Raw genomic sequence first — 12482 nt, 5'->3', positions numbered from 1 at the left:
AAAGCCAACACACCAAGAATTCCAGGAGCTTTCACCATGTCGTCGATTCGTCATTTCGCTTTGGCCGCGCTGGCCAGTGCCCTTTTTGCTGGTTCTGCGGTTGCCAAGGATTATGAGCTGCTCAACGTGTCGTACGACCCGACTCGTGAGCTGTATCAGGATTACAACGCCGAGTTCGTCAAGTACTGGCAGAAAGACCATGCTGGCGACACCGTGAAAATCCAGCAGTCCCACGGTGGCTCGGGCAAGCAGGGCCGTGCGGTGATCGACGGTCTGCGTGCCGACGTAGTGACCCTGGCCCTGGCCGGTGACATCGATGAAATCGCCAAGCTCGGCAAGACCCTGCCGGCGGACTGGCAGAAGCGTCTGCCGGAAGCGAGCACGCCATACACTTCGACCATCGTGTTCCTGGTGCGTAAAGGCAACCCTAAAGGCATCAAGGACTGGGGCGACCTGATCAAGAACGACGTGTCGGTCATCACTCCGAACCCTAAAACCTCCGGCGGCGCACGCTGGAACTTCCTCGCGGCGTGGGCCTATGGCCTGAAAGCCAACGGTGGCAACGAAGCCAAGGCCAAGGAATACGTACAAACCCTGTTCAAGCACGTACCTGTGCTGGACACCGGTGCTCGCGGTTCGACCATCACTTTCGTCAACAACGGTCAGGGCGACGTGTTGTTGGCCTGGGAAAACGAAGCCTTCCTGGCGCTGAAAGAAGACGGCGGCGCCGACAAGTTCGAGATCGTCGTGCCTTCGCTGTCGATCCTGGCCGAGCCTCCAGTGGCGGTCGTCGACAAAAACGCCGAGAAAAAAGGCAACGAGCAGATCGCCGAAGCGTACCTCAAGCACCTGTACAGCCCGGCCGGCCAGGAAATTGCCGCGAAAAACTTCTATCGTCCACGTGACAAGGAAGTCTCCGCCAAGTACGCCCAGCAGTTCCCGAAACTGGAACTGGTGACCATCGACAAAGACTTCGGCGGCTGGAAAACCGCGCAACCGAAATTCTTTAATGACGGTGGCGTGTTCGACCAGATTTACTCGGCGCAGTAATCTGCAATAAGCCATAAACGAGCCCCGGATATACGTTCGGGGCTTTGTGCGTTCTCAACCAAGGACTTTTATGTCGCGTCGTATCTCCCCCGTCATACCCGGCTTCGGGCTGACGCTGGGCTACACCTTGGTGTACCTCAGCCTGATTGTGCTCATACCACTGGCGGCGATGTTCGTGCATGCCGCTCAACTCACCTGGGATCAGTTCTGGGCGATCATCTCGGCGCCCCGCGTGCTGGCGGCGTTGAAGCTGAGCTTCGGCACCGCGCTGTACGCCGCGATCATCAACGGCATCATCGGCACGCTGCTGGCCTGGGTGTTGGTGCGCTATACCTTCCCGGGTCGCAAGGTCATCGATGCGATGATCGATTTGCCCTTCGCTTTGCCTACTGCCGTGGCCGGTATCGCGCTGACTGCGCTGTACGCGCCGAATGGTTGGGTGGGTCAGTTTGCTGCGGACCTGGGTTTCAAGATCGCGTATACCCCCCTCGGCATCACGCTGGCGCTGACTTTTGTAACGCTTCCATTCGTAGTACGTACGGTACAGCCAGTATTGGCCGATATCCCGCGTGAAGTGGAAGAAGCAGCGGCGTGCCTTGGTGCAAAACCACTGCAGGTTTTCCGCCATATCCTGGTGCCCGCGCTGCTGCCTGCCTGGTTGACCGGTTTCGCGTTGGCCTTTGCCCGCGGGGTCGGCGAGTACGGTTCGGTGATTTTCATCGCCGGCAACATGCCGATGAAAACAGAAATTCTGCCGCTGCTGATCATGGTCAAGCTCGACCAGTACGATTACACCGGCGCCACCTCCATTGGTGTACTGATGCTGGTGGTTTCCTTCGTCCTGTTGCTGCTGATCAACTTGCTGCAACGCCGTATTGAAACCCCATAAGGAGGCGCAGAAATGTCCCAATCATCTATTGCTGCTGCTTCCTCGAACGCTGCCCGCCGTGGCAGTGCCACGTCACGGCGAATCCTGATCGGCCTCGGCTGGCTGGTGTTTGCCCTTTTCCTGTTGCTGCCGCTCGTGATTGTGGTGTCCCAGGGTTTGAAGAATGGTCTGGGTTCGTTCTTCACCGCGATCCTTGAACCCGACGCGCTGTCGGCGCTGAAACTCACGGTCATCGCCGTGTTGATTTCAGTCCCGTTGAACCTCGTGTTCGGCGTCAGCGCCGCGTGGTGCGTGAGCAAATACTCGTTCCGCGGTAAAAGCATTCTGGTGACCCTGATCGACCTGCCGTTCTCGGTATCGCCGGTGATCGCCGGTCTGGTCTACGTGCTGATGTTCGGCGCCCAGGGGCTGTTCGGCCCGTGGTTGCAGGATCACGATATCCAGATCGTCTTCGCCTTGCCGGGCATCGTGCTGGCGACGATTTTCGTCACCGTGCCGTTCGTGGCGCGTGAACTGATCCCGCTGATGCAGGAACAAGGCACGCAGGAAGAAGAAGCCGCGCGCCTGCTGGGTGCCAATGGCTGGCAGATGTTCTGGCATGTCACCGTGCCCAATATCAAATGGGGCCTGATCTACGGCGTGGTGCTGTGCACGGCGCGGGCGATGGGTGAGTTCGGGGCGGTGTCGGTGGTTTCCGGGCACATTCGCGGGGTGACCAACACCTTGCCGTTGCACGTTGAGATTCTCTACAACGAATACAACCACGTGGCCGCGTTCGCTGTGGCGAGCCTGTTGCTGATCCTGGCGCTCTTCATCCTGCTGCTCAAGCAGTGGAGCGAAAACCGTATTAACCGCCTGCGCGCCAGCGCCGCGGAGGAATAATTCATGTCGATCGAAGTGCGTAACGTCAGCAAGAATTTCAATGCGTTCAAGGCCCTCAATGACATCAGCCTGGACATTCAAAGCGGCGAACTCGTGGCGCTGCTCGGCCCGTCGGGTTGCGGCAAGACCACGCTGCTGCGGATCATCGCCGGTCTGGAAACCCCGGATCAGGGCAACATCGTGTTCCACGGTGAAGACGTTTCCGGCCACGACGTGCGTGATCGCAACGTCGGGTTCGTGTTCCAGCATTACGCGTTGTTCCGCCACATGACGGTGTTCGACAACGTCGCGTTCGGCCTGCGCATGAAACCGAAAAACCAGCGCCCGACTGAAAGCCAGATCGCGGTGAAGGTCCACGAGCTGCTGAACATGGTGCAACTGGACTGGTTGTCGGATCGCTACCCGGAACAACTTTCCGGCGGCCAGCGTCAGCGTATCGCGCTGGCTCGTGCCTTGGCGGTTGAGCCGAAAGTGCTGCTGCTCGACGAACCGTTCGGTGCCCTCGACGCCAAGGTCCGCAAGGAGCTGCGTCGCTGGCTGGCACGGCTGCACGAAGACATCAACCTGACTTCCGTGTTCGTGACCCACGACCAGGAAGAGGCGATGGAAGTGGCCGACCGTATCGTGGTGATGAACAAAGGCGTGATCGAGCAGATCGGTTCACCGGGCGACGTCTACGAAAACCCGGCCAGCGATTTCGTTTATCACTTCCTCGGTGATTCGAACCGTCTGCATCTGGGCGAAGATAAACACGTGCTGTTCCGTCCGCATGAAGTGTCGCTGTCGCGGCATGAACTGGAGGATCACCACGCGGCCGAAGTGCGCGATATCCGTCCGCTGGGCGCGACGACCCGGGTGACGTTGAAGGTCGAAGGGCAGAGTGATTTGATCGAAGCGGAAGTGGTGAAGGATCACGACAGCCTGATCGGTCTGGCGAAGGGCGAGACGTTGTTCTTCAAGCCGAAGGTCTGGCAGAAAGTCGCCAACATCTAAAGCAAAAACTTCGCGGGCAAGCCCGCTCCCACAGTGGTTGGGGTTGTACACAAATTATGTGATCGACCCAGAACCCTGTAGGAGCGAGGCTTGCCCGCGAAGGCGTCTTACGCAGCAGCGCGCTTCGGATTGACCCGAACACCCCCTACCCGCGCCTCGATCAGCTCTTTCAAATCCCGTCGCATCCCCAGCAAAAACGCCAGTTCAACCACCACAAACAACGGCCCGACAATCAACCCCGTCACATCATCGACAAACGCCGGTTTGCGTCCTTCGTAATGATGCCCGACAAACTGAATCGCCCAGCCGATCACAAACATCCCGACGCCGCTCGCCAGCCACACCAGCGTGCTTTGCTGTGCCAGCACATGACCCGCCCAAACGCACAGTCCGAGCAGCACCGTCATCAGCACGCCTAAACGCAGTTCCAGGCGCAGGTAGAACCACGCCGATGCCAGCGAGACCAGCACCGCCGGCGAAAGCCAGCCTGCGGCCCATTGCGGCCGCGACAGCAACACCGCGACAGCGACCACAATCAGCGGAATACCGATAAAGTGGCTGGCAATATTGCGCGGATCACGGTGGTAGGCGGCGTATTGACTGAGATGGTCAACGAGGCTTTTCATTGTTATTCCTCCTGTAGGGTGATTGATCATGCCCCGGGTTCACCGCTCGCTCTGTCAGCCAGGCGACAATCTCCAGGAGTTTTCATGGACATGCAGGTTTGGCGTTCGCGCCTGGAAACGGGGCAGTGGTTCAGTCATCTACCTGTTCCTCTACAGAATAGTCTGTTGGCCAGCGCCAAGGTACGGCGGCTGGCGTCGGGGCAGCGGCTGTTCAAGCGCGGCGATCCGCCGTGCGGCTTGTACGCGGTGCTCGAAGGTTCCGTTCGAATCGGCGCTGTCAGCGAGCAGGGCAAGGAAGCGTTGTTGAGCCTGGTGGAGTCACCGCACTGGTTTGGCGAAATCTGTCTGTTCGACGGCCAGCCACGTACCCATGATGCGTTCGGCGTCGGCCAGTGCATCCTGCTGCACATCCCGCAAGCCGCGCTGCTGGCTTTGCTGGATGAGCAACCGGTGTACTGGCGGCAACTGGCGTTGCTGATGAGCCAGAAACTGCGCCTGACCTTCATCAACCTCGAACAGTTGAGCCTGATGCCGGCGCCTGCACGGTTGGCGCATCGCTTGCTGATGATCGCCGACGGTTACGGCGAAATCGCCCCGCCGCGGCGCGTGCTGCAACTGCCGCAGGAACAGCTGGCCTCAATGCTGTCGCTGTCACGCCAAACCACCAATCAGCTGCTCAAGGAATTGCAGGGGCAGGGGATTTTGAATTTGAAGTACGGTGAGATTGAGATTCTGGATGCTGAGCGGTTGCGGGCGTTGGCGATCTTTTAACGCTGCCCGGCGATTGGGGGATATCCGTTATTTTTGGTATGGCGGCTGGTGGTTTCGCCCTTACGGCGAGTCACTTTGGAAAAGCCCCAAAGTAACCAAAAGGCTCTTGCCCCTTTCGTTCGGTGCCTCGCTAATGCTCGCCATGCCCTCGCTCCGGTCCTGCTCCGTGGGCCCGCCGCGATCGGCCATCCTTGGCCGTGCGCGGCTAACCCGGCATCCATGCCGGGTTGCCCACTGCGCAGAACCTCCACTCAGCCTCTCGAGGGGGCGACCACCGCCACAGCCGCCGAGGCGGCCTGAAAGCCGACCTGGCTCTTCGGTCGTGTGCACACTCCTGCACTGTGGTGGCCGCACTAATTTTGGATTTTTGCACATTCCCCTGTAGGAGCCGGCTTGCTGGCGATGGCGTCGGCCCAGCCAATACACACGTTGACTGACCCACCGCTATCGTCGGAACGCCGCCCGCAGCAAGCCGGCTCCTACAGTTGATCGTATTTATCCAAACGCATATGCATTTCCACTGTAGGAGCCAGCTTGCTGGCGATGGACGTCAACGATAACGCGTGCTGTCTGAATGAACGCGTTGTCCGGTCGTTTTTCGCGGGCAAGCCTCGCTCCTACAGGGAATCGCGTTTGCTTTTGCTTCTCACCACTCATCAGGTCGAGCGTTAGCTCGCCTTCAGCTTTTGATCTGAGCGCCCCCTCGAGAGGCCGAGTGGAGGTTCTGCGCAGTGGGCAACCCGGCATGGATGCCGGGTTAGCCGCCCCCGGCCATGGATGGCCGATGGCGGCGGGCCCACGGAGCAGGACCGGAGCGAGGCACCGAACGAAAGGGGCAAGAGCCCTTGGTTACTTGGGGCTCTTCCAAGTGACTCGCCGTAAGGGCGAAACCAATAGCCGCCCTCACCGCAGAAACGGATATGTACCCCAACCCGCCGCTACCGCTGAACCGAAGCATCACAGTAAAGGTGGGCTTTGCCCGCGAAGGCGCCTAGCCTGTGACGATGACAATCGAGGTGTGCCATGCGTGTGCTGTTAGTGGAAGACGAGCCGGAGACCGCCAAACTCCTGGCCAACGGCCTGAGCGAAGCGAGTTACTCGGTGGATGTGGCGCTCAACGGCATGGACGGCCGTCGCTTCATCGAGACCGGTGAATACGAGCTGATCATTCTTGACGTCATGCTACCGGGGTTGAACGGCTGGCAATTGCAGCAACAGATCCGCAAGCTCGGCGAGACGCCGGTGCTGTTTCTCACCACCAAGGATGGGATTGAAGATCGCCTGCGCGGGTTGGAGCTGCATGAGGACGATTATCTGCTCAAGCCGTTTGCCGTGAGCGAGTTGGTGGCGCGGGTGCGCAAGTTGGTGCGGCGGGATCGGGGGCGCTGAAGCTTCTGCGGTGCCTGGGCAATTGCCTTCGCGAGCAGGCTCGCTCCCACAGGGGGCTGCGTTGCCAGGAAATTTTTGTGTTCGCTGAAGATCCATTGTGGGAGCGAGCCTGCTCGCGATGAGGCCGGAACATTCAGCACACCTTTAGAATCCTGTCACCGCAACCCATCCCGAAACTGCCCCGGCGTCATCCCCGTCCAGCGCTTGAACGCGCGGCTGAAACTGCTCGTATCCGCAAACCCCAACAGATAACTGATCTCGCTCAACGAACATTGCGGGTCGCGCAGGTGCAGCAGCGCAAGGTTTTCACGGCTTTCATTGAGCAGCGTGTCAAACCGGCAACCCTCGTCTGCCAAATGCCGTTGCAGGCTGCGCAAGCTCAAGTGCAAGGCCTTGGCGATGTGTTCTGCGCTGGGCTCGCCCTCGGGCAGTTGCTCTTCAATGGCGTCGCGGACCTTGCGCTCCCAGGTCAGCGGTTTGAGCTGCGCCAGCGTGCGTTTGAGTACGGTTTCGTTGTGTTCGGCCAGTTCCGGGTTGGCGTCGTCCAAGTGACTGTCGAAGTCCACCAGCGCAAACTCCAGCCGGTCTTCGTCGGCCGAAAAGTGCACCGGTGAGCGGAAGACTTTGTGCCATTGATGCGCGTCGGCCGGTTCCGGGCGACGCAGGTACACCGCGAGCGGCGCGTAGTCGCGGCCCAGTCGGTTGCGGCAGGTGCGCACGTAAATCGCGGTGAAAGCGTCGATGGCTTCGAACGCTGGCGCCGGGTTGCCTGGCGGGATTTTCAGGCGGAAGCGATAGCGATCCTCGGTGCGGCTCAATTCAAGATCCAGGGCATCGCTGACCACCTGGTGATAACGCACGATGCGCTCGAACACTTCGCGCAAACTGCCGCTGGCCACCAGCGCATAGCCGAGTGCGTGAAAGGTGGTCGGGCTGACGAATCGCGATACCCGCAAGCCGATCGCCGGATCGCCGCTGACCTGCACCGCGATTTCCCACAGCCGCGTAGTGCCGGACAACGGGTAACGGGCGTTCGGGTCGTCCATCAATTGCGGGTCGAGCCCCGCCTGGTGGCACAGCGCGGTGCTGTCGAGGCCCAGCGCATCGAGTTGCTTGCGCAGGGCGCGGGTCCAGCTGGCGAGGGAGGTCGGTTCAGTCATGCTGATTGGCGCTTCCAGTCAACAGGTTGGCGTCCAGGGCTACCGCCTTGTGAAGGTTCACACGGCAGGATGCGAACATCAATAACCAGAGGATGGAAGCATGGACGGTATTTCTGCAAGTCCCCAGCGACTGAATGCAGCTCAGCGATCTGCGCATATTCGCGAAGTGGTGCTGGCCAAAGGCGTCGAACTGCGTAAACGCTACCCGATTCTCAACCATCAGGACGCCTTGGGCGCGGGCATTCTGGCCTTTGCTTTGGCGGGAATGATCGGTTCGGCAGCGCTGTACATCAGCGGATACATGGCCTGGTGGGCATGTCTGCTGCTCAACGCGTTCTTTGCGTCGCTGACCCACGAGCTGGAACACGACCTGATTCATAGCATGTACTTCCGTAAGCAGCGCGTGCCGCACAACCTGATGATGGGCCTGGTGTGGCTGGCGCGGCCTAGCACGATCAACCCGTGGATTCGTCGGCATCTGCACCTCAATCACCACAAGGTGTCCGGCACTGAAGCCGACATGGAAGAGCGCGCGATCACCAACGGCGAGCCTTGGGGTTTTGCGCGGCTGTTGATGGTCGGCGACAACGTGATGTCGGCGTTCATCCGCATGCTGCGGGCCAAGACCTGGACCCACAAGTTCAGCATCATCAAGCGTGCGCTGAAGGTCTATGCGCCGCTCGCGCTGGTGCATTGGGGCGCCTGGTACTTGTTTCTCGGCTTCCACGCCGCTAACGGCGTCGCCCATCTGCTGGGAGCACCGATTGAATGGTCGGCGACCACGCTCTCGGTGATGCAGGTGATCGATATCGCGGCAGTGGTGATCATCGGCCCGAATGTGCTGCGCACGTTTTGCCTGCACTTTGTCAGCTCGAACATGCATTACTACGGCGATGTGGAGCCGGGGAACGTGATCCAGCAAACCCAGGTACTGAACCCGTGGTGGATGTGGCCGTTGCAGGCGTTCTGCTTCAATTTCGGCAGCAGCCACGGGATCCATCACTTTGTGGTGAAGGAACCGTTTTACATCCGTCAGTTGACCGTGCCGGTGGCGCACAAGGTGATGCGCGAGATGGGTGTGCGGTTTAATGATTTCGGGACGTTCGGGCGGGCGAACCGGTTTGTGCGTAAAGAGGAGATTGAGGCGCAGGCTGTAGAGGGGGTTCGTGTCTGAGGGCCTCTTCGCTGGCAAGCCAGCTCCTACAGGGGGGTGGCTTGCCGGCGAAAGCGGTCGTTCTGTTCAAACCGCGACGCTGACATCCTGCTTATCCACCGCCACCAACGTCTCGATCATCGCCCGCGCAGCCGGTGACAACCGGAACCCCGTGCGGCTGACAATCCCGCACCGCACGCTCATGCTCTCGATGTGCGGCGGCAGGTTTCGCCAGTGCAGCAGCACCAGTGAACCGTCGGCAATGTCGTCGACAAACGCTTCTTCCGTGCCTACTCCGATGGCGTTCGATTGCAGCACGATCCTGGCCAGCGCCGGAAAATGCTCGGTCTCGATGGTCGGTGAAAAATCGATCCGGCCACTGAGGTTCGCCAGCAGTTTGCGAATACCCGGCGGGATCTGCGTGGTCGCCAGCGGGTAATCGAACATGTCGTTGGTCGACAGGCTTTCCTTGGCCAGCAGCGGATGCCCCGGACGGCAGAAAAACACACCGCGTTTGGGTGTCAACGCTCGGGTCTGGAAGTTCGGATCCGCTTCGAAATGGCGGATGTCGGCGATGAAAAATTCGATCTCTTCACGGCTCAGGGCGCGGCTGAGTTTTTCCCAGTTATCCACCTGAAAACAGGTGCGTATTTTCGGGTGGGCACCGATGAATTGCGCCACCGCATCCGGCACCAGTTTTACCGCCGGTGCCGGGCCGCAGCCGAACCGCAGTTCACCGGCGTCGAGCTTGGTCATTTGCGTGACTTCGGCGTTGAGCAGTGCCGCGCCCTGTACCAGCGTCAGCGCATGTTGCAGCACCACCTGACCTTCCGGCGTGGGGCGCAAGTCCTTGTTGCCACGGTCCACCAGTGCGCAGCCGAATTCCTGTTCAAGCCCTTGAATGCTACGACTGAATGCCGGCTGAGTGATGCCCATGGCGTCGGCTGCCCGTACGAAACTTCGGTGTTCGGTGAGGGCAATGAAGTAACGCAGCTGACGAAGATCCATAGGTTTTTCCCGGCATCCTGAAACGACCTCGATGGCATGTGCGACGAGCGTGGTTGAGGTTTTTTAAAGGTAATCGCTTATTCCGTCAACGAAGCAATCAAATAACTATTAGATGATAAAAGAATATCAATAGAGCGTTGTCCCTGCCGCCCGATTGCCGGCGCCAAGGCCTCGTGGCCGTGAAAATGGTCCCGAAATCATGCCTTTGGTGAATATTTTCGATGCCTTAAAAGCATGTGATTTCCGCCTGTTGCCCGCAGCCCTTGCCGGGCAAGGCCTGGAGTCGATGGGCGGTCTTTTATATTCGTTTTTGGTCTATGCATAACTTTAAAGATTACTTTCTGAGATAAGCGTCTGCCTCAATGATTCACCCATCGATACGTCGTCGGGGGATGTCTGGCACGACGTTTCGGTTATCCGCAAAGAGACCGCAGGGAGTTAAGCAATGGGCAATGTCCAGACCGCCGCCAGCGCACACGAGGTGCTGTGGCGCCAGGCGCCGGGTGGCGAGTTGGTCGACCTCGGCCGGGTGCACCGAGTGCCCTTGGGGCAGCTGCGTTTGCAGCGTGCGCCCAAGGGCATTCTGAGTCGCCGGGAAACGATTCTGCTCGGTGTGCTGGCGCTGCTGGTACATGGCGCAGTCATCTATTGGGTCAATCAGCAGCCGACCAAGGCATTGCCGATCGTGCCGCCGGAAATTCCGCCGATGACGATTGAATTCTCGCGTCCGGCGCCGCCCGTGGTCGAGCCGCCACCGCCGCAGCCGGTGCAACCCGTGGTCGAGCCACCGCCGCCGGTGGAAGACGAGCTGGCCGTGAAGCCGCCGCCACCGAAACCGATTCCCAAGCCAAAGCCGGTCGCCAAGCCTGTGCCGAAACCGGTGCAAAAAGTCGCCCCGCAACCGCCTGCGCCGCCACAACCGGCAGCCCCTGTCGCGGCCTCGACGCCACCTGCACCACCGGCGCCCGCGCCGGTGACGCCTGCCTCGGCCAATGCCGCGTACCTGAAAAACCCGGCGCCGGAATACCCGTCGCAAGCCGTGCGTCGCGGTTGGGAAGGCACGGTGTTATTGCGGGTGCATGTGTTGGCCAACGGCAAGCCTGGTGAGATTCAGATCCAGAAAGGCAGTGGTCGCGATTCCCTCGACGAGGCGGCGATCAATGCCGTGAAACGTTGGAGTTTCGTGCCGGCCAAGCAGGGTGAGGTCGCCCAGGACGGGTGGGTCAGCGTGCCCATCGATTTCAAGCTTCATTAAACCGCAACCAAATTCGCGCGAAACGTTTACACGAGGAACTCATCATGACGTTACTGGCATCTCCACTTGAATCCATCGAAAGCGCGGTGATTTGGCTGCTGGTGGTTTTTTCCGTTGCAACTTGGGGCCTGGCGCTGCTCAAAGGCGTGCAGTTCGGCCGTCTCAAGGTGCAGGACCGAAAGTTTCATAAGCAGTTCTGGGCGGCGTCGAGCCTTGATTCGGCGGCGGAGCTGGCCGAGACCCAGCCCGGCGCGGCGGCCCGAGTGGCCCAGGCCGGCTATGCGGCAATACAGGTAGGGGAGGCGCCACAAGCGGCGGATTTGAGCCAGGCGATCAACCATCAGGATCGTCTTGAGCGTGCTTTGCGTCAGCAGATCGTGCGTGAGCGCCGCTCGCTGGAAACAGGTTTGGCGGTGGTCGCAAGTATTGGCAGTACGTCGCCGTTCATTGGTTTGTTCGGCACTGTGTGGGGAATCATGGAGGCGTTGAAAGGAATCAGCGCAGCGGGCTCCGCCAGCCTGGAAACCGTGGCCGGGCCGATTGGCGCGGCGCTGGTGGCAACGGGTGTGGGGATCGCCGTCGCGGTACCGGCGGTGCTGGTTTACAACTACTTTTTGCGTCGTCTGAAACTGACGGCGGCGGACCTGGATGACTTCGCCCATGACTTCTACAGCCTGGCGCAGAAGAGTTCGTTCCGTGTGCTGATTCATCCGACGGCGCATAAAACCGCCGCATCGGGCAGCGCGCAGAAAGTGAAGGAGGCGTCCTGAGATGGCTTTCTCCACGCAAGACAGCGATGAGGTGCTGAGCGAGATCAACGTGACACCGCTGGTGGATGTGATGCTGGTGCTGCTGGTGGTGTTTATCGTCACCGCGCCGCTGCTGACCAACGCGATCCCGATCAACCTGCCCAAGACCGAGGCCGTGGCGCCGGTGGAGCAGAAGGACCCGCTGGTCGTGAGCATCGACGGTGCCGGAAAACTGTTTATCAACAAGGACGAAATTCAGCCGGACTTGCTGGAGTTCAACCTCAAGTCGGCGAAGGCCAAGGATCCCGAAGTGCGTGTGCAATTGCAGGCGGACGACGGGGTGAATTACGGCGAAGTGGCGCGAGCCATGGCGTCGATTGAGCGGGCAGGGATTACCAAGTTGTCGGTGATTACCGCACGCTGACCGATTTTCGATTTTCCGGGGCCGTCTCCTTGGCAGGGTGCGGCCCCTTTTTTATGCCTCAAGAAAACCCACGGTCCTGTAGGAGCCGGCTTGCTGGCGATCGCGTCCTTCCAGCCAATGAAAATGTTGTCTG

At 60.0% G+C, this 12482-nt stretch carries 14 protein-coding genes; 11 read left to right on the top strand and 3 right to left on the bottom strand.

Annotated elements, in window-relative coordinates:
* Positions 1–36 precede the first annotated feature (36 nt).
* From KGB25_RS10880 to KGB25_RS10865, 4 genes are all read left to right on the top strand, one after another.
* Positions 37–1050 (top strand): sulfate ABC transporter substrate-binding protein, encoded by a 1014-nt coding sequence (locus KGB25_RS10880; RefSeq protein ID WP_008034089.1) that lies wholly within the window; start codon positions 37–39, stop codon positions 1048–1050.
* 70 nt (positions 1051–1120) lie between these two features.
* Positions 1121–1939 (top strand): sulfate ABC transporter permease subunit CysT, encoded by an 819-nt coding sequence (gene cysT, locus KGB25_RS10875; RefSeq protein ID WP_007899634.1) that lies wholly within the window; start codon positions 1121–1123, stop codon positions 1937–1939.
* 12 nt (positions 1940–1951) lie between these two features.
* Positions 1952–2821: a sulfate ABC transporter permease subunit CysW gene (cysW, locus tag KGB25_RS10870; RefSeq protein WP_008034093.1), complete on the top strand. Its 870-nt coding sequence runs from the start codon at positions 1952–1954 to the stop codon at positions 2819–2821.
* A 3-nt stretch (positions 2822–2824) separates the two neighbouring features.
* Complete coding sequence (locus tag KGB25_RS10865) at positions 2825–3814, top strand: sulfate/molybdate ABC transporter ATP-binding protein (protein WP_008034095.1); 990 nt, start codon at positions 2825–2827, stop codon at positions 3812–3814.
* Between the two features lie 107 nt (positions 3815–3921).
* On the opposite strand, the gene KGB25_RS10860 is transcribed toward KGB25_RS10865, so the two are convergent.
* The gene (locus KGB25_RS10860) at positions 3922–4440 is read right to left on the bottom strand and encodes a DUF962 domain-containing protein (RefSeq protein WP_223434933.1); all 519 of its coding nucleotides are present in this window, start codon (positions 4438–4440) and stop codon (positions 3922–3924) included.
* 84 nt (positions 4441–4524) lie between these two features.
* Here KGB25_RS10860 and KGB25_RS10855 point away from each other — a divergent pair, with 84 nt between their 5' ends.
* Together KGB25_RS10855 and KGB25_RS10850 are read left to right on the top strand one after the other, a co-directional pair.
* Positions 4525–5211 carry a Crp/Fnr family transcriptional regulator gene (locus KGB25_RS10855; RefSeq protein WP_008034098.1) on the top strand — a complete coding sequence of 229 codons (687 nt, stop codon included), beginning with the start codon at positions 4525–4527 and terminating at the stop codon, positions 5209–5211.
* Positions 5212–6234: 1023 nt separating this feature from the next.
* Positions 6235–6600 (top strand): response regulator, encoded by a 366-nt coding sequence (locus KGB25_RS10850; protein ID WP_008034388.1) that lies wholly within the window; start codon positions 6235–6237, stop codon positions 6598–6600.
* Positions 6601–6755: 155 nt separating this feature from the next.
* On the opposite strand, the gene KGB25_RS10845 is transcribed toward KGB25_RS10850, so the two are convergent.
* Entirely contained in the window at positions 6756–7760 is a 1005-nt protein-coding gene (locus KGB25_RS10845) for an AraC family transcriptional regulator (RefSeq protein ID WP_008034389.1), read from the bottom strand.
* A gap of 100 nt (positions 7761–7860) precedes the next feature.
* On the opposite strand from KGB25_RS10845, the gene KGB25_RS10840 reads away from it, so the two are divergent.
* A complete protein-coding gene (locus KGB25_RS10840; protein ID WP_223434932.1) occupies positions 7861–8934 on the top strand; it encodes a fatty acid desaturase in 1074 nt (357 codons plus the stop codon).
* Positions 8935–9000: 66 nt separating this feature from the next.
* Here the strand turns inward: KGB25_RS10840 and KGB25_RS10835 are convergent, their stop codons facing one another.
* Positions 9001–9921 carry a LysR family transcriptional regulator gene (locus tag KGB25_RS10835; RefSeq protein ID WP_223434931.1) on the bottom strand — a complete coding sequence of 307 codons (921 nt, stop codon included), beginning with the start codon at positions 9919–9921 and terminating at the stop codon, positions 9001–9003.
* Positions 9922–10120: 199 nt separating this feature from the next.
* Here KGB25_RS10835 and KGB25_RS30385 point away from each other — a divergent pair, with 199 nt between their 5' ends.
* The 4 genes from KGB25_RS30385 to KGB25_RS10820 all read left to right on the top strand — a co-directional run bounded on the left by KGB25_RS30385 (position 10121) and on the right by KGB25_RS10820 (position 12349).
* Entirely contained in the window at positions 10121–10246 is a 126-nt protein-coding gene (locus KGB25_RS30385) for a hypothetical protein (protein WP_263286185.1), read from the top strand.
* Between the two features lie 120 nt (positions 10247–10366).
* The gene (locus tag KGB25_RS10830; protein WP_223434930.1) at positions 10367–11176 is read left to right on the top strand and encodes an energy transducer TonB; all 810 of its coding nucleotides are present in this window, start codon (positions 10367–10369) and stop codon (positions 11174–11176) included.
* Between the two features lie 44 nt (positions 11177–11220).
* Positions 11221–11946, top strand: coding sequence for a MotA/TolQ/ExbB proton channel family protein (locus tag KGB25_RS10825; protein ID WP_008045247.1), 726 nt, complete (start codon positions 11221–11223; stop codon positions 11944–11946).
* A gap of 1 nt (position 11947) precedes the next feature.
* Positions 11948–12349 carry an ExbD/TolR family protein gene (locus KGB25_RS10820; RefSeq protein ID WP_003220570.1) on the top strand — a complete coding sequence of 134 codons (402 nt, stop codon included), beginning with the start codon at positions 11948–11950 and terminating at the stop codon, positions 12347–12349.
* Positions 12350–12482: the final 133 nt, after the last annotated feature.

It is taken from the genome of Pseudomonas sp. BF-RE-21, from assembly GCF_019947305.1.
Lineage (GTDB): Bacteria > Pseudomonadota > Gammaproteobacteria > Pseudomonadales > Pseudomonadaceae > Aquipseudomonas > Aquipseudomonas migulae.
The sequence above is the reverse complement of the archived record's forward strand: the minus strand, read 5'-3'. Positions and strand labels throughout refer to the sequence as shown.

Excerpts from the sequence above, each read along its gene's own strand:
- KGB25_RS10880 (WP_008034089.1), top strand. The coding sequence starts at position 37 with ATGTCGTCGATTCGTCATTTCGCTTTGGCCGCGCTGGCCAGTGCCCTT.
- cysT (WP_007899634.1), top strand. The coding sequence starts at position 1,121 with ATGTCGCGTCGTATCTCCCCCGTCATACCCGGCTTCGGGCTGACGCTG.
- cysW (WP_008034093.1), top strand. The coding sequence starts at position 1,952 with ATGTCCCAATCATCTATTGCTGCTGCTTCCTCGAACGCTGCCCGCCGT.
- KGB25_RS10865 (WP_008034095.1), top strand. The coding sequence starts at position 2,825 with ATGTCGATCGAAGTGCGTAACGTCAGCAAGAATTTCAATGCGTTCAAG.
- KGB25_RS10860 (WP_223434933.1), bottom strand. The coding sequence starts at position 4,440 with ATGAAAAGCCTCGTTGACCATCTCAGTCAATACGCCGCCTACCACCGT.
- KGB25_RS10855 (WP_008034098.1), top strand. The coding sequence starts at position 4,525 with ATGGACATGCAGGTTTGGCGTTCGCGCCTGGAAACGGGGCAGTGGTTC.
- KGB25_RS10850 (WP_008034388.1), top strand. The coding sequence starts at position 6,235 with ATGCGTGTGCTGTTAGTGGAAGACGAGCCGGAGACCGCCAAACTCCTG.
- KGB25_RS10845 (WP_008034389.1), bottom strand. The coding sequence starts at position 7,760 with ATGACTGAACCGACCTCCCTCGCCAGCTGGACCCGCGCCCTGCGCAAG.
- KGB25_RS10840 (WP_223434932.1), top strand. The coding sequence starts at position 7,861 with ATGGACGGTATTTCTGCAAGTCCCCAGCGACTGAATGCAGCTCAGCGA.
- KGB25_RS10835 (WP_223434931.1), bottom strand. The coding sequence starts at position 9,921 with ATGGATCTTCGTCAGCTGCGTTACTTCATTGCCCTCACCGAACACCGA.
- KGB25_RS30385 (WP_263286185.1), top strand. The coding sequence starts at position 10,121 with ATGCCTTTGGTGAATATTTTCGATGCCTTAAAAGCATGTGATTTCCGC.
- KGB25_RS10830 (WP_223434930.1), top strand. The coding sequence starts at position 10,367 with ATGGGCAATGTCCAGACCGCCGCCAGCGCACACGAGGTGCTGTGGCGC.
- KGB25_RS10825 (WP_008045247.1), top strand. The coding sequence starts at position 11,221 with ATGACGTTACTGGCATCTCCACTTGAATCCATCGAAAGCGCGGTGATT.
- KGB25_RS10820 (WP_003220570.1), top strand. The coding sequence starts at position 11,948 with ATGGCTTTCTCCACGCAAGACAGCGATGAGGTGCTGAGCGAGATCAAC.